The 16,349-nt window shown below is 64.9% G+C and carries 11 protein-coding genes; 6 read left to right on the top strand and 5 right to left on the bottom strand.

Features of this window, described 5'->3' with window-relative positions; translation table 11 throughout:
- The first annotated feature begins 173 nt into the window (after positions 1 to 173).
- The 4 genes from NX778_RS10005 (at position 174) to NX778_RS09990 (ending at position 5,663) form a co-directional block, all read left to right on the top strand.
- Entirely contained in the window at positions 174 to 2,006 is a 1,833-nt protein-coding gene (locus tag NX778_RS10005; RefSeq protein ID WP_307727987.1) for a type I secretion system permease/ATPase, read from the top strand.
- Entirely contained in the window at positions 2,007 to 3,365 is a 1,359-nt protein-coding gene (locus NX778_RS10000) for an HlyD family type I secretion periplasmic adaptor subunit (protein WP_258811579.1), read from the top strand.
- A gap of 5 nt (positions 3,366 to 3,370) precedes the next feature.
- Entirely contained in the window at positions 3,371 to 4,744 is a 1,374-nt protein-coding gene (locus NX778_RS09995) for a TolC family outer membrane protein (protein WP_258811578.1), read from the top strand.
- Between the two features lie 337 nt (positions 4,745 to 5,081).
- On the top strand, positions 5,082 to 5,663 hold the full coding sequence (locus tag NX778_RS09990; protein ID WP_258811577.1) for a DUF4214 domain-containing protein: 582 nt from the start codon (positions 5,082 to 5,084) through the stop codon (positions 5,661 to 5,663).
- Between the two features lie 119 nt (positions 5,664 to 5,782).
- On the opposite strand, the gene NX778_RS09985 is transcribed toward NX778_RS09990, so the two are convergent.
- Positions 5,783 to 6,649, bottom strand: coding sequence for a sulfurtransferase (locus NX778_RS09985; protein WP_258811576.1), 867 nt, complete (start codon positions 6,647 to 6,649; stop codon positions 5,783 to 5,785).
- A 266-nt stretch (positions 6,650 to 6,915) separates the two neighbouring features.
- Here NX778_RS09985 and NX778_RS09980 point away from each other — a divergent pair, with 266 nt between their 5' ends.
- A complete protein-coding gene (locus NX778_RS09980; RefSeq protein WP_258811575.1) occupies positions 6,916 to 8,028 on the top strand; it encodes an acyltransferase family protein in 1,113 nt (370 codons plus the stop codon).
- Here the strand turns inward: NX778_RS09980 and NX778_RS09975 are convergent.
- Genes NX778_RS09975 through NX778_RS09965 form a run of 3 tightly spaced genes read right to left on the bottom strand, consistent with a single transcriptional unit; the run spans position 8,016 to position 11,158 of the window.
- On the bottom strand, positions 8,016 to 8,909 hold the full coding sequence (locus NX778_RS09975; RefSeq protein WP_258811574.1) for a LysR family transcriptional regulator: 894 nt from the start codon (positions 8,907 to 8,909) through the stop codon (positions 8,016 to 8,018). The genes NX778_RS09980 and NX778_RS09975 overlap by 13 nt on opposite strands.
- A 13-nt stretch (positions 8,910 to 8,922) precedes the next feature.
- Positions 8,923 to 10,107, bottom strand: a complete 1,185-nt coding sequence (locus NX778_RS09970) for an MFS transporter (protein ID WP_258811573.1) — start codon at positions 10,105 to 10,107, stop codon at positions 8,923 to 8,925.
- A gap of 4 nt (positions 10,108 to 10,111) precedes the next feature.
- Positions 10,112 to 11,158: an NAD(P)-dependent alcohol dehydrogenase gene (locus NX778_RS09965; RefSeq protein ID WP_258811572.1), complete on the bottom strand. Its 1,047-nt coding sequence runs from the start codon at positions 11,156 to 11,158 to the stop codon at positions 10,112 to 10,114.
- Between the two features lie 307 nt (positions 11,159 to 11,465).
- Here NX778_RS09965 and dnaE point away from each other — a divergent pair, with 307 nt between their 5' ends.
- Positions 11,466 to 14,960: a DNA polymerase III subunit alpha gene (dnaE, locus tag NX778_RS09960; protein WP_258811571.1), complete on the top strand. Its 3,495-nt coding sequence runs from the start codon at positions 11,466 to 11,468 to the stop codon at positions 14,958 to 14,960.
- 173 nt (positions 14,961 to 15,133) lie between these two features.
- Here the strand turns inward: dnaE and NX778_RS09955 are convergent, their stop codons facing one another.
- The gene (locus NX778_RS09955; RefSeq protein ID WP_258811570.1) at positions 15,134 to 16,300 is read right to left on the bottom strand and encodes an MFS transporter; all 1,167 of its coding nucleotides are present in this window, start codon (positions 16,298 to 16,300) and stop codon (positions 15,134 to 15,136) included.
- Positions 16,301 to 16,349: the final 49 nt, after the last annotated feature.

The raw sequence follows: 16,349 nt of genomic DNA, 5'->3' as shown, positions 1-16,349 counted from the left end.
TGCGACCAAAAAGCATCAAAAATCCCCCTCCGCGAGGGGAAAGCATTGCAAGAATGTGATGTACGTCACATTTTTGAATAGAAATGAGGGATAATGTCTCGCTCGCTTGATCCAGTCGAGTTCGCTTGACGGGACAACACAAAAAGCCGTTGCAACCGGAGCCACGACGCCACATGAAAAATTTGCTGAACAAGAAAAACGAGATCGAGAAGGTCCTGATGACCTTCAAGAGCACTTTCTGGACGGTGGGGGCGTTCAGCGCGATCACCAACCTGCTGATGCTGGTGCCTTCGCTTTACATGCTGCAGGTCTACGACCGCGTCCTGCAGAGCCGCAATGACATCACGCTGCTGATGCTGACCCTGCTGATGCTGGGCGCGTACGCGCTGATGGGTCTGCTGGAACTGGTGCGTTCCTTCGTGCTAATCCGGGTTGGCGCCCGCTTCGACATGGCGCTCAACAAGCGCATCTACAGCGCGGCCTTCGAGCAGAACCTGAAGGCCGCCGGCGGCAACGCGGGCCAGGCCCTGAACGACCTGACCAACCTGCGCCAGTTCCTGACCGGTAACGCACTATTCGCCTTCTTCGACGCGCCCTGGTTCCCGATCTACCTGATCGTCATCTTCTTTTTCGAGCCCTCGCTGGGCATCTTCGCGCTGCTCGGCACCGCGATCCTCGTGATCCTGGCGATCGTCAACGAGCGCGTCACCAAGCAGCCGCTGGCGGAAGCCAACATGATGGCGATTAACGCCTCGACCATGGCCACCAACAACCTGCGCAATGCCGAAGTCATCGAATCGATGGGCATGCTGCCGAACCTGATGCATCGCTGGTTCAAGAGCCACGGCCTGTTCCTCAAGCTGCAGGCGGAAGCCAGCGAAAAGGCCGGCAAGATCAGCGCTGCCACCAAGTTCGTGCAAGTCTCGCTGCAGTCGCTGGTGCTGGGCCTGGGTGCGCTGCTGGTGCTGGAAAATAAGATTACCGCCGGCATGATGATCGCCGCCTCGATCCTGGTCGGCCGCGCGCTGGCTCCGGTGCAGCAGCTGATCGCCGTGTGGAAGGGCTGGGCCAGCACCCGCAGCTCCTTCGAGCGCCTGTCCAAGCTGCTGGAAAACAACCCGGCCCGTGAAGCCGGCATGGAACTGCCCAAGCCGACTGGCGCCCTGGTGGTGGAAGGCGTGACCGCCGCGCCGCCGGGCGTGAAGAGCGCCGTCATCAAGGGCCTGACCTTCGGCGTCGTGCCGGGCGACGTGCTCGGCATCGTCGGCCCGTCGGGCTCGGGCAAGTCGACGCTGGCGCGCCTGCTGGTGGGCGTGTGGCCGTCGGCAATGGGCAAGGTGCGCCTGGACGGCGCCGACATCTATGCCTGGAACAAAGGCGAGCTGGGCCCGAACATCGGCTACCTGCCGCAAGACATCGAACTGTTCGCCGGCACCGTGGCCGAGAACATCGCCCGCTTCGGCGACGTGGATGCAGAGAAAGTGGTGCTGGCGGCCAAGCGCGCCGGCGTGCACGACATGATCTTGCACATGCCGGAAGGCTATGACACCAAGCTGGGCGACGGCGGCGCCGGCCTGTCCGGCGGCCAGAAGCAGCGCCTGGGCCTGGCCCGCGCGATGTATGGCGACCCGGCCCTGATCGTGCTGGACGAGCCGAACTCGAACCTGGACGACGTCGGCGAGCAGGCCCTGGTGCAAGCCGTGGTGGACCTGCGCCAGCGCGGCAAGACCATCATCCTGATCACCCACCGCACCAATGTGATCGGCGTGACCAACAAGCTGCTCCTGCTGCGCGACGGCATGGCCCAGATGTTCGGCCCGACCCAGGAAGTGCTGAACCAGCTGCAGGAAGCGAACCAGAAAGCGATGCAGGCGCAGCAGCAGGCGCAGGCTCAAGCACAGGCACAAGCCCAGGCTCAGGCTCAGGCGCAAGCCCAAGCGCAGGCGCAGGCCCAAGCCGCGCGCCAGCAGCAAACCGCCGCAGAGACGACCGGAGAAAACAAGTAAATGAAACTCATCGAGAACAAGCAGATGACGTCGGACGTGGTGTCGCACGACGTCGAGCCGATGGAAGTGAACACCGACGCGCGCGCTTATTCGCGCCTGGGCTGGATCATCGTGCTGCTGGGCTTTGGCGGTTTCCTGCTGTGGGCCCTGCTGGCGCCGCTCGACAAGGGCGTGCCGATGAACGGCTTCGTGGCCAAGGAGTCGAACCGCAAGGCGGTCCAGCACCTGACCGGCGGAACCGTGCAGGAAATCCTGGTCAAGGATGGCGACGTGGTCAAGGCTGGCCAGGTGCTGGTGCGCATGAATCCGGTGATCGCCCGTTCGGCCTATGACGTCACCAACGCCCAGTACATGACTTCGCTCGCGACCGAGGCGCGCCTCGAAGCCGAGCGCGACGGCAAGTCGACCATCACCTTCCCGAAAGAGCTGCTGGACCATAAGAGCGACCCGCGCGTGGCGGAAGTGACCGCGCTGCAGAACCAGCTGCTGCTGTCGCGCCAGGGCTCGCTGCGCAATGAACTGGGTAGCGTGGATGAGAGCATCGCCGGCCTCAAGGTGCAGATCAAGGGGCTGCAGGAATCGAAGGCGGCCAAGCAGGAGCAGGTGGTGCTGCTGAAGGAACAGCTGTCCGGCATGCGCGACCTGGCCAAGGAAGGCTATGTGGCGCGCAACCGCCTGCTCGACCTGGAGCGCACCTATGCCCAGCTGAACGGCGCGATCTCCGAAGACATCGGCAATATCGGCCGCGCCCAGAGCCAGGTGCTCGAACTGTCGCTGCGCAAGGCCCAGCGCCAGCAGGACTACCAGAAGGAAGTCCGCACCATGCTGTCGGACACGCAGAAGGAAGCGGAAGCCCTCGGCGCGCGCCTGCAGGGCCAGCGTTTCGAGCTGAATAACGTCGAGGTCAAGGCGCCGGTCGACGGCACCGTGATGAACCTGGCCGTGTTCACCAACGGCGGCGTGGTCGGTCCGGGCGCGCGCCTGATGGACCTGGTGCCGGCTGACGATCCGCTGATCGTCGAGGGCCAGCTGCCGGTCAACCTGGTGGACAAGGTGCACGCCGGCATGCCGGTGGAGCTGATGTTCTCCGCGTTTAACACCAACCGCACGCCGCACATCCCCGGCCAGGTCGAGCAGGTGGCGGCCGACCGCACCGTGGACGAGAAGACCGGCGCCGCGTTCTACCGTGTGCGCGTGAAGGTCACGCCGGAAGGCCACAAGCTGATCGCCGCGCACCACCTGAACATCATCCCCGGCATGCCGGTGGAGGTATTCGTCAAGGCTGGCGAGCGCACCATGATGAACTACCTGCTCAAGCCGGTGTTCGATCGCGCCAAATCGTCGCTGAGCGAGGACTGATCCGGATGCGAGCAATCATCAACCGCGGCGGCGCCGGACTGCGCCGCACCGCCTGCGCGCTGGCCGTGCTGCTAGCCAGCGGCAGCGCGGGCGCCGTGACCCTGCAGGGCGCTTACCAGGCGGCGCTGAAGAACGACCCGACCTTCCGCATGAACTTCTACGAGAACGAAGCGGGCAAGGAGAATGCTGTCCTCGGCCGTTCGAACCTGCTGCCGAGTGTGTCGGCGTCGTTCTCGACCAGCCGCAACATTGCGGACCAGGAAGTGTACTACCCGCCGAACCCGCCTCTGTTTGCAGGTGGTTGGATTCCGAGCCAGCCGCGCTACATGAGCCGGTCTTCTGTCGTCCAGCTGCGCCAGCCGATCCTGAACCTGGATGGCGTCGCGCGCTATCGCCAGGGCAAGGTGATGGCCAAGCAGAGCCAGGCGCAGTTCGAGGCCAACACCAACGAGGTGGCCATTCGCGTGGTCGGCGCCTACTTCGACGCGCTGTTCGCGGACGACCAGGCGGCGCTGGCGCGTGTCAACCGCGACATGTACGCCGAGCAGCAGAAGGTCAACCAGCGCCTGTTTGAAAAAGGCGAGGGCACCAAGACCGACATGCTGGAGACCCGCGCCCGCATGGACCTGGCCGAGGCCCAGCTGGTCGAAGCGCAGGACAACGCGGTGGCGGCGCGCGATTCGCTGGCCGGCATCATCGGCGGCGAGCCCGGTTCGCTCGACCAACTTCGTGACGACTTCCGTGTCGGCGACCTCGACGTCGGTCCGTTCGAGAAGTGGCAGAAGCTGGCGCTGGCAAACAACCGGGAACTGGCGACGGCGCGCCTAGCAATCGAGAACGCGCGGCTGGAGATCAGCAAGGACCGCGCCGGACACTATCCGCGCGTGGACATGATCGCCACCTACAGCAAGGGTCAGGCCGAATCGCTCAACACCTACAACCAGAACTCAGTCAATCGCGCGATCGGCCTGCAGGTCAACATCCCGATCTATTCGGGCGGCGCTGTGAATGCCACGGTGCGCCAGGCGGCGGCCGGTTACGAGCGCGCCCAGGCCGACCTCGACGCACGCACGGCCAAGGCGATGGTCGACCTGCGCAAGGCTTACGACGTGGTCCAAAGCAGCGTGCACAAGATCGAGGCGCTGGTGAAGGCGGTGGAATCGGGCACGGAGCTGATGAAGGCGACCGAGCAGAGCATCAAGGGCGGGGTACGCATCAACCTCGACCTGCTCAACGCCCAGCAGCAGCTGTACACCAGCCGCCGCGACCTGGCGCAGGCGCGCTACTCCTACCTGCTGGGAGTGCTTCGATTGCATGCGCTGTCGGGTCAGATTGGCAATGACGACGTCAGGTTGATCGCCGCTTATCTGAAGTCCTGAACACTAAAAATACCGTCGTTCCCGCGAAAGCGGGAACCCCATTTTTGCGCACGCCACTTAGTTCGATTTAAGTGGTGCGCATGGAAAATGGGGTTCCCGCGTTCGCGGGAACGACGGTTTTTTTACGTCCTTGGTTTGTTAAGCCAACTGTTGAGTGCAGACTTCCCGTGCCCCTGTCCGTGCGATATTTAACACTTCTCGCACCTCTTTAAACTGCAATAACTATCTGTAAATAAAGGAAATTCTATCCGGAAATGACCCGCGTCCCGTAGAGTCCGTTGCGCCCATGATTTTGCAATTCATGTAGGATTTGCATCACCTTAACAAGGAGATAATCATGGCAGACAACACCAACGCAGTTGAGAAACTCTACATTGCTTACTTCAGCCGTCCGGCTGATTTTGCGGGCCTGCAATACTGGTCGAACGTGCTGGCCACCAATCCCAGCGGCTACCAGGTCATTTCCTCCAATTTCGCCGCTTCCGCCGAGTACAAGGCCGCGTATGCCAACCAGACCAATGCGCAGATCGTCAGCACCGTGTACCAGCACCTGTTCGGGCGCGCGGCGGAGCAGGCGGGGGTGGATTACTGGGCCAAGCTGCTGGACGCGAAAACGATCACCATCGACAACGTGGTGACCCAGATCGCGAACGGCGCACAAAGTACCGACCTGTTCGCCTACAACGCCAAGGTGTCGGTGGCGACCACCTTCACGGCCCACCTCGACACGTCGCAGGAGCAGGCCGCGTATTCCGGCAATGCCGCCAATGCGATCGCGATCAATTTTATCGCCACCATCAAGGACCTGGCATCGGCCGCGGCAGCGAGCGACCCGGGCACCATCGATGGCGTGATCGCGCAGATCGTCGGAGGCGGCACCACGACCGGTGCGGACTTCGCGCACCTGCCGGTGTACTGAAAGACCACAGCAAGGCGGGCAGTGCAGCCGGCAAGACGCCGGTGCGGGAGATCGCTCGTCTGAAATATTATTTCAGCCAAGCCGCTTAGATGAAATTTTATTTCGCGGCTGTCGCGCCCTCAGGCAGGCGCGCCGGCGGCGGCTTTGGCCCCAGCTTCCTTCTGGCCTGCGCAATGCGGGCACGATTCCCCGTACACGTATTCCGGCGACAATTGCTGGCGCGGCGTGACCACGGCGCGGCAGGCGAAGCACTGCACGGTTTCGGTCGGCTCCAGCTTGGGATTGAGCGCGGTGCGGTAGTCGAAGACGAAGCAATCGCCGGTGTAATGGTCGCCGCCGACGTCCTCGAAATACTGGAGGATGCCGCCTTCGAGCTGGTAGACGCGGTCATAGCCGATGTTCTGCATGTGGATAGCGGCTTTTTCGCAACGGATGCCGCCGGTGCAGAAGGTCACCACGGTCTTGCCCTGCAGCTCGTCCTTGTGCTCCGCGACCACGGCCGGGAACTCGGTGAACTTGTCGATGCGGTAGTCGAGCGTGTTGCTGAAGGTGCCAACGTCGACCTCGAAAGCGTTGCGCGTATCCATCATCACCACTGGCACGCCGTCGTCGTCCACGCCCTGGTCGAGCCAGCGCTTGAGCGTTTTGGCGTCGACCGAGGGAGCGCGGCCGAGTTCCGGCTTAATCAGCGGCATGCGCATGGTGATGATCTCCTTCTTGATCTTCACCAGCATGCGCTTGTGCGACTGCTCCGACGACAGCGACTCTTTCCAGGTCAGGTCCGCCAGGCGACTATCGCTTTTGACCCACGCCAGGTACTGGTCGATGTGCTCGCGGGTGCCGGACAGGAACATATTGATGCCTTCCGGGGTGAGCAGGACCGTGCCCTTCAGGCCGAGTTCGTTGCATTTGGCCTGGTACTGGGCGCGCAGCTCTTCGAGGTTCTCGAGCGTGACGAATTTATAAGCGGCGATGTTGACTTGCATGGCGGGATGAAGCGGAAAGTAAGGCCGATATTATAGAGCGTTTGGGATCAAATGGCTTCAGTTCGCCGCATTGCGCTTCACACCACGAACGTCGTTCCCGCGCAGGCGGGAACCCCATTTTGCTTGCTGAGCGTATGTTTAAAACGTTAGTGGCAACGGTTAGGAAATGGGGTTCCCGCGTGCGCGGGAACGACGTTCTCATTGATGTTCAGCGTAGTTTTTGCGCTTACAATGTTGCTTTCCCAAAAAGCCAGCCCGCACCGTCCATGCAATCGCTGAACATCCAGTACAACCCACGCATCGACCAGTTGCGCTGGCTTGCGGCCACGATCGTCTTCCTGTTCCATTTTCACCTGGAGTACCACGGCCTGACCGGCGCCAGCCTCAGCGGCCCCTGGACTGCGCTGATCACGGAAGGCCACACCGGCGTCGGCCTGTTCTTCACCCTGTCGGGCTTCCTGTTCATGCAGATCGCACTGGTGCAGAAGCAGATCGTCTACCGCGACTTCCTGCGCAACCGCGTGCTGCGCATCGTGCCGCTGTTCCTGACGATCTTCCTGGTCGCCACCTCGATCGGCCGCGACAAGTTCCAGCCGCAGGACCTGCTGTACTTCTTCGCGACCAACCTCGGCCTTGCGCCCACCTCCGGCACCGTGATCACCGGCGCCGCCTGGACCATCTCGGTCGAATTCATGTTCTACATGGTGTTCCCCTTCCTCGCGCGCTTCGCGATGGAGCGCGGGGTCGTCTACCTCGGGCGCCTGCTGGTGCTGATGGTGTTCTTCAAGCTGGCCGCGTACACCGTCAACGACAACAGCACGCTGATGTACTTCAGCACCTTCGTCGGCCGCTTCGACCAGTTCCTCGTCGGGATGGCCGCCGCGATGCTGTTGCAGTCGCGGCGCGCGCTGATCGAACGGCACGCGCCCTGGCTGCTGCTGGTGGCCGCCGCCGTGGTGGTCGCCGCCACCGGCTGGATGCACACCGTGGCGCCGTTCGGCGCAACGCCCAAGTCCTCGTTCTGGATTTTCTGGTCGCTGCTCGAAAGCGCCGGCTGGGCCTTCTTCATCGTGGCCTGGGTGTCGTTCGGCCCGCGCCTGCCGTCGCTGCTGCAACGCGCGCTTTGCCAGGGCGGCAAAGTCAGCTTCTCGTTCTACCTGCTGCACATGGGCGTGCTGCATCTGCTGGCGACCAAGGTGGGGCTGTTGCACCCGACCGGCATGCCGTGGGTCGATGCCGCCATCATGCTGGTTGCCGCCTACGGCCTCACCTGGGCCCTCGCGACGATCAGCTACAGCAGCATCGAAGAGCCTTTCCTGCGCATGCGCCGCAGCTACGGCGCCAAGGCCGCGCCGCAAGCGGCTGCTCAGCCCTTGTAGCGGATCGCGTCGATTACCACGCCGAGCGCGCGCGAGGAATTGCGCCGGCTGGGGTAGTAGGCGTGCAGGCCGGGGAAGCTCGGGCACCAGTCTTCCATCACGCTGACCAGGCGGCCCGCCTGCATGTGCGGCCCGGCCATGTCTTCAGGGATGAAGGCAATCGCATTGCCGCTGAGCGCGGCGTTGAGGATCTGGTAGGCGCTGTTGAAGGTGTACTGGCCGCGCACCCGCGTCTCCATCATGCGGCCCTCGTGCTGCAGCTCCCACGCATACAGGCCGCCGCTGCTGGCCAGCCGCAGCTGGATGCAGTTGTGCTGCATGAGGTCCTGCGCGCTGGCGGGCACCGGATGCCGGGCGAAGTAGGCGGGTGAGCCGACGATCACCATGCGCACGTCGGCGGTGAGACGCACCGCGATCATGTCCTTCTCTACCTGGTCGCCCCAGCGCACGCCGATGTCGTAGCGTTCGGCCGCGATGTCCACCATGCGGTAATCGGAGCTGATCTCGACGTGAATGTCCGGGTATTGCGGAAGCACCGGCGCGAGGCGCGGCCACAGCACGCTGTCGATCACGTGGTCGATCGCGGTGATGCGGATGGTGCCGGCCGGCTTGTCGCCAAGGTCGCTGACGGCGGCGATTTCGGCCTCGATCTCTTCCAGCCGCGGCGCCACGTTCTGCATCAGGCGTTCGCCGGCTTCGGTGGGCGAGACGCTGCGCGTGGTGCGCGTCAGCAGGCGCACGCCGAGCCGCGTTTCGAGCGCGCGGATGGTGTGGCTGAGGGCCGACTGCGTCATCCCCAGCTTGGCGGCCGCGCGCGTGAAGCTGCGCTCGCGGGCGACCGCAAGAAAGACCAGGATGTCGCTGATATTGTCGCGTGCCATGGCACCGATTGTATCAAGCCGCGCGCGCCGCAAGCAGCGTCACGTATGCGGCGCCGGCCAGCACCAGCGCGCTGGCGCCGAAGGTCGCCACATAACCATGCGCGTCGTACAGCAGGCCGCCCAGCGTCGCGCCGGCGGTGATCGCCAGCTGGACTACCGCGACAATCAGGCCGCCGCCAGCTTCGGCCTCATGCGGGAGCGTGCGAGCCAGCCAGGTCCACCAGCCGACCGGCGCCGCCGTGGCGACCAGTCCCCATACCGCCAGCAGCACCGCCACCACAGGCGCGGCGCCGCCGAATGCGACCAGCGCGAGAGCCAGCCCCGCCATCAGCAGGGGAATCGCGGCCAGCGTGCGATACAGGCCGTTTTCGAGGAAGCGGCCGATCGCGGTGGTGCCGGCGAAACCGGCGACGCCGACGACGAGGAGCATCAGCGACAGGGTGGACACGCCGACCCGGGTGACCGACTCCAGGAAGGGGCGCAGGTAGGTGAACAGCGTGAACTGGCCCATGAAGAACAGGCCCGCCGCGGCGACGCCGAGCGCGACCTTGCGGCGCTTGAGCAGGGCGAGCACGTTGCCGGAGCCGCCCGCGCGCGGGGCCCGCATCGGCGGCAGGCGCGCCAGCTTCCAGCCGAACGCGATCGCCGCCACCGGCACCACGCAGAAGAACGCGCCGCGCCAGCCGATCAGCGAACCGAGAAAGCTGCCGGCCGGTGCCGCGATCACGGTCGCCAACGCGTTGCCGCCGTTGAGGATCGCCAGCGCGCGCGGCACCTGGTGGTCCGGCACCAGCCGCATCGCGGTGGCGGCGGACAGCGACCAGAAGCCCCCGATGGCGATGCCGATGAAGGCGCGGCCCAGCATGAACACCAGGTAGTTCGGCGCAAACGCGACGATGGTGCCGGAGACGATCATCATCAGGGTCAGCGCCAGCAGCAGCACCTTGCGGTCGAGCTGTCCGGCGAGGGATGGGATGACCAGGCTGGTGAGCAGCGCGAACGCGCCGGACACCGCGATCGCCTGGCCGGCCTGGCCCTCGCTGATCCGCAGGCCGGCCGCGATCGGGGTCAGCAGGCTGACCGGCATGAACTCGGACGCGACCAGCGCGAACGCGGCCAGCGACATCGCCAGCACCGCGCCCCACGAGGCGGCGTTTTCCAGCGCCGGCGCGGCGCCGGTGGATGCTTGTGGGTTCATCTGCTTAGGCCAGGGTGGAGTTGTCGATCACGAAGCGGTACTTGACGTCGCCCTTGAGCATGCGCTCGTACGCTGCGTTGATCTCGTCGGCACGGATCATCTCGATGTCCGCGACGATGCCGTGCTGCGCGCAGAAGTCGAGCATCTCCTGCGTCTCCGGGATCCCGCCGATCATCGAGCCGGCCAGCGCGCGGCGCTTCATGATCAGCTTGAACACCTGCGGCGACGGGTGCGGCGAGGCCGGGGCGCCCACCAGCACCATGGTGCCGTCGCGCTTGAGCAGGGTGAGGTAGGCGTCGAGGTCGTGCGGTGCGGCGACGGTGTTGACGATCAGGTCCAGGCTCTTGGCCTGCGCCGCCATCGCCGCCGGATCGCGCGAGACCACCACTTCGTGCGCGCCCAGGCTCTCGGCATCCTTGCGCTTCGATTCGGAGGTCGTGAACGCGACCACGTGGGCGCCCATCGCGCGGGCCAGCTTGATGCCCATGTGGCCAAGGCCGCCGATGCCGACGATGCCGACCTTCTTGCCCGGGCCGGCCTGCCAGTGGCGCAGCGGCGAATACGTGGTAATGCCGGCGCACAGCAGCGGCGCGACGGCGGCCAGCTGCTGTTCCGGATGGCGGATACGCAGCACGAAGCGCTCGTGCACCACGATGCGCTGCGAGTAGCCTCCCAAGGTGTGGCCGGGCGCGTCCGCGGTCGGGCCGTTGTAGGTGCCGACCATGCCGTCGCAGTAGTTTTCAAGGCCGGCTTCGCAATCGTCGCAATGCTGGCAGCTGTCGACCATGCAGCCGACGCCGACAAGGTCGCCGGGCTGCATGCCTTTCACGTGGGCGCCGACGGCGGAGACGCGGCCGACGATCTCGTGGCCGGGTACGCAGGGGAAGAGGGTGCCGGCCCATTCGGCGCGCGCCGTGTGCAGGTCGGAGTGGCAAACGCCGCAGAAGGCGATCTCGATCTGGACGTCGTGCGGGCCGGGTGCGCGGCGGGTGATATCCAGCGGTTCGAGCGGTTTGTCGGCGGCTTGGGCGCCGTAGGCTTTGACGGACATGCGGATTCCTTTCGTGGGGAGGGGTGAATCTTAGGCGGGAATCCGCAAGAGAAAAATGGGGTGGGATTGCTTGGGCTTATGAATTTTGTTCATTAATCATCAATCTAATCCTGTTCCGCGACTCATGAAATTGTACGCACCGTCGTCCCGGCGCAGGCCGGGACCCATGCTGAGTTTGCGTTTCGACTGCTTACGCGTTCTATGGGTCCCGGCCTGCGCCGGGACGACGGGGTGGGAGAGGAAGCTTGCGCGTTTTGCGTACAACAGACCCCCTCCGATCCGCGTCGCGACAAGGTAAAATGCCCGGATGACTTCCCCGACCTTCACCCACCTGCGCGTTCACACCGAGTATTCGATCGTCGACGGCCTGGTGCGGCTGGACGACCTTGTCGCCGCCGCCGCCAAGGACCAACAGCCGGCGCTCGCGGTCACCGACCTGGCCAATATGTTCTGCATGGTCCGGTTCTACAAGGCGGCGCGTGGCAAAGGCATCAAGCCGGTGGTCGGGGTCGATGCGTGGATCACCAACGACGACAACCGCGACAAGCCGTTCCGCCTGCTGATCCTGGCGAAGAACCGCACCGGCTACCTGCAGCTGTGCGAGCTGCTGTCCAAGGCCTGGCTCACCAACCAGTACAAAGGCCGCGCCGAGATCCGCGTCGAATGGCTGGAGGCGCTCGCCACCAGCACCTCGACCCTGGAGCCGGAAGTCGACCAGGCCAACGCCCTGATCGTGCTGTCGGGCGCGCACTTCGGCGACGTCGGCCAGGCCATCGACAACGGCGACATCGAGAAAGCGGAACGCGCGGCCCAGCGCTGGGCGCAGATCTTTCCGCGCCACTTCTACATCGAGATCCAGCGCGCCGGCCAGCCGAACCAGGAGCAGCAAGTGCGCCAGTCGGTCGCACTGGCCGGGCGTCTCGGCCTGCCGGTGGTCGCCACCCATCCGATCGAATTCATCAAGAAGGAAGAATTCATCGCCCACGAGGCGCGCGTCTGCATCGCGGAAGGCGAAATGCTGGCCAACGCCAAGCGCGTGCGCCGCTTCAACGAGGGCATGTGCTTCAAGACCCAGGCCGAGATGGCCGAGCTGTTCGCCGACCTGCCGGGCGCGCTCGCCAACTCGGTCGAAATCGCCAAGCGCTGCAACGTCGAGCTGGTGCTGGGCAAGCCGCAGCTGCCGAACTTCCCGACCCCGGGCATGACCATCGACGAGTTCCTGGTCGCTGAAACGAAGAAGGGCCTGGAGGAGCGCCTGCTGCAGCTGTTCCCCGATCCGGCCAAGCGCGAGGCCGAGCGCCCGCGCTACGAAGCCCGCCTCGAGTTCGAGAACCAGACCATCATCAAGATGAAGTTCCCGGGCTACTTCCTGATCGTGGCGGAGTTCATCCAGTGGGGTAAGAACAACGGCGTGCCGATCGGCCCGGGCCGCGGCTCGGGCGCGGGCTCGCTGGTGGCGTATGCGCTGAAGATCACCGACCTCGACCCGCTGCGCTACAACCTGCTGTTCGAGCGCTTCCTGAATCCGGAGCGCGTGTCGATGCCTGACTTCGACATCGACTTCTGCCAGGAGAAGCGCGAACTGGTGATCCAGCACGTGAAGGACCTGTACGGCCGCGACGCGGTGTCGCAGATCGCCACCTTCGGCACCATGGCGGCGAAAGGCGCGATCCGCGACGTTGGCCGCGTGCTCGATTTCGGCTACAACTTCTGCGATGGCATCTCCAAGCTGATCCCGTTCAAGCCGGGCAAACAGGTCTCGATCGCCGAGGCCATCGAAGAGGAACCGCAGCTCAAGGAGCGCCTGGAGAACGAGGAAGAGGTCAAGACCCTGCTCGACCTCGCGCAGCAGGTCGAGGGCATCACCCGCAACATCGGCATGCACGCCGGCGGCGTGCTGATCGCGCCGGGCAAGCTGACCGACTTCTGCCCGCTGTACACGCAGTCCGGCGATTCGGGCGTCGTGTCGCAGTACGACAAGGACGACGTCGAAGCCGTCGGCCTGGTGAAGTTCGACTTCCTGGGCCTGACCACGCTGACCATCCTCGACCGCGCGGTCAACTACATCAAGGCGCTGGACCCGGTTGATGCCGACTTCGACCTGGCCAAGCTGCCGCTTGACGACCGCGCCTCGTACAAGCTGCTGACCGACGCCAAGACCGTCGCGATCTTCCAGCTTGAATCGCGCGGCATGCAGGGCATGCTGAAGGATGCGCGTCCCGACCGCTTCGAGGACATCATCGCGCTGGTGGCGCTGTACCGTCCGGGCCCGATGGACCTGATCCCCGACTTCTGCAAGCGCAAGCACGGCGAAAAGTTCGACTACCCGGACCCGCGCACCGAGGGCATCCTGTCCGAGACCTACGGCATCATGGTCTACCAGGAGCAGGTGATGCAGATGGCGCAGATCATCGGCGGCTACTCGCTCGGCGGCGCGGACATGCTGCGCCGCGCGATGGGCAAGAAGAAGGCCGAAGAGATGGCCGAGCACCGCGAGATCTTCCGCAAGGGCGCGGCCGAAGGCGGCCTGACGACCGAGAAGGCCGACGAGATTTTCGACTTGATGGAGAAGTTCGCGGGCTACGGCTTCAACAAGTCGCACGCGGCCGCGTACGCGCTGCTGTCGTACCACACGGCTTATCTCAAGGTCCACCACACCGCCGCGTTCATGGCAGCCAACATGTCGCTGGCCATGGAAGACACGGACAAGATCAAGATCCTGGTCGAGGATTCGACCGGCGTGTGCGGCCTGACGATCCTGCCGCCGGACGTGAACGAATCGCAGTTCCGCTTCACGCCGGAAGGCCCGCCGAAGTCCGTCACCGGCAAGCAGGTGAAGAACATCCGCTACGGCCTGGGCGGCGTGAAGGGCGCGGGGCAGGGCGCGATCGAAGCGATCATCGCGGCGCGCGAATCCGGCGGCAAGTTCAAGGACCTGTTCGACTTCTGCAAGCGGGTGGACCGCAAGCAGATCAACCGCCGCACCATCGAATCCCTGATCCGCGCCGGCGCCATGGACTGCTTCGGGGTCGACCGCGCGGTGCTGATCGCGTCGGTGGCGTTCGCGGTGGAAGTGGCGGACCAGGCGGCGGCGTCAGCCAACCAGGTCAGCCTGTTCGGCGGCGACGACAGCGACCTGGTGGCGCCGCCGGAGTACGTGAAGGCGATTCCCTGGACCGACCGCCAGAAGCTGTCGGAAGAGAAGACCGCGCTCGGCTACTACTTGTCGGGCCATATGTTCGACTCTTACGAGGCCGAGGTGCGGCGCTTCGCCAAGACCAAGCTGTCGTCGCTGGAGCCCTCGCGCGAGCCGCGCATGCTGTGCGGCGTGATCACCGGCCTGCGCCCGCAGATGACCCAGCGCGGCAAGATCCTGATCGTCACGCTGGACGACAAGACGGCGGTGCAGGAAGTGACCGTGTACAGCGAGCTGTTCGAGCAGTGCAAGCACATGTTCAAGGAAGACGAGTTCCTGCTCGTGGTGGGCAAGGTGTCGGAAGACCGCTTCAATGGCGGCGTGCGCGTCACGGTGGAGAAGGCCTACGGCATCGCGGAGGCGCGCATCCAGTACGGGCACAAGCTGGAGATGGATATCGACTGCGGTGTCAGCCCGGCCAAGCTGGCGGAGGTGCTGCAGCCTTACCGCGTGGAGGATGGGCTGCCGGTCAGCCTGCGCGTGAAGCCGCAGGGGATCGAGTGCACGCTGCAGCTGGGCGACGAATGGCGCGTGGCGCCGGGCGATGCGCTCAAGCTGGCGCTGGAGCAGAACCTCGGGGCGAAGAGTGTGGCGGTCGAGTACTGAGCGCACCCCAACTTATCTGACGATGACAATGAACGTCGTTCCCGCGCACGCGGGAACCCCATTTCATGTGCGCGCAAGCTCCGTGTGCTTGATGCGTTTTCGCTGATCGACAAAATGGGGTTCCCGCCTGCGCGGGAACGACGGCAACTTATACTGATGTGGTAATGCCTTGATCAGGCCAGCGCCATTTGCTGGCGCCTCACATCCGCCGCCATCAGCAGCGCGATCAGCAGTCCCGATAGCGCCAGCATCCCCGCCACCCACTGCGGCGCCACATACGAATACCCCAGCGTCAGCGGTATCCCGCCCAGGAACGCGCCGGTCGCGTTGCCGATGTTGAAACCCGATTGTCCCAGCGAGGACCCCAGCATCTCGGCCTCTTCCGCGTGCCCGATCAGCAGCACCTGGATCGGCGGCCCCATGGCCAGCGCGTTGGCGCCGGTGGCGAAGGCGAGCAGCACCATCATCGGCTGCGACCACGCCATCACGCCGTTCGCAAACAGCAGCAGTGCCATCGTCACCAGCAAAATCGTCACCGCCGGCAGCGGCGCCACGCGGTCCGCCAGCCGCCCGCCGAGCACCACGCCGACCGTCATGCCGACACCCACCACGGTCATGATCATCGGGATCGCGCCCGGGGAAAAATGCGTCACGTCGGTCAGCAGCGGCGCGATGTAGCTGAACCAGGCGAAGAAGCCGCCGGTGCCGATCGAAGTGATCGCGAGCGCCAGCCACAGGCCGCGGCGGCGGAAGATCTTCAGGTCCTGCACGAAGCTGCCCGACTGGCGCGCCTCGAACAGCGGCACCAGCTTGTGCAGCGACAGCGCGGTCGCAAGGCCGATCAGCGCCACGACCAGGAACACCAGGCGCCAGCTCAGCGTGTGGCCAAGCCAGGTCCCGAGCGGCACGCCCAGCACGTTGGCGACCGTGAGACCGGTGAACATGGTCGCCACCGCGGCCGCCGATTTGCCTTCGTCGGCGAGCCGGCTGGCGACCACCGCGCCGACGCCGAAGAAGGCGCCGTGCGGCAGCCCGGCCAGGAAGCGGCACAGCAGCATCACGTGGAAGTTGGGCGAGAACGCGGACAGCGCGTTGAACAGGGCAAACATCAGCATGAACGCCACCAGCACCTGCTTGGGCGGACGCCGCGCGCACAGGCTGACCAGGGTCGGCGCGCCGACCACCACGCCGAGCGCGTAGGCGGTGATCAGGTAGCCGGCTTGCGGGATGCTGATCCGCAGGCCGGTGGCGATATCGGGGAGGATGCCCATCATGACGAATTCGGTCATGCCGATGCCGAACCCGCCAAGGGCGAGGGGGACGAGGCTCTTCTTGATCAATCTGTTCTTCCGGTGAGGCGCGGCGAAGACCGCAATGGGAAACCGGACA

The organism is Massilia terrae, assembly GCF_024753145.1.
GTDB lineage: Bacteria > Pseudomonadota > Gammaproteobacteria > Burkholderiales > Burkholderiaceae_D > Telluria > Telluria terrae.
Note: the sequence above shows the minus strand (reverse complement) of the source record. Positions and strands in the feature narration are given on the sequence as shown.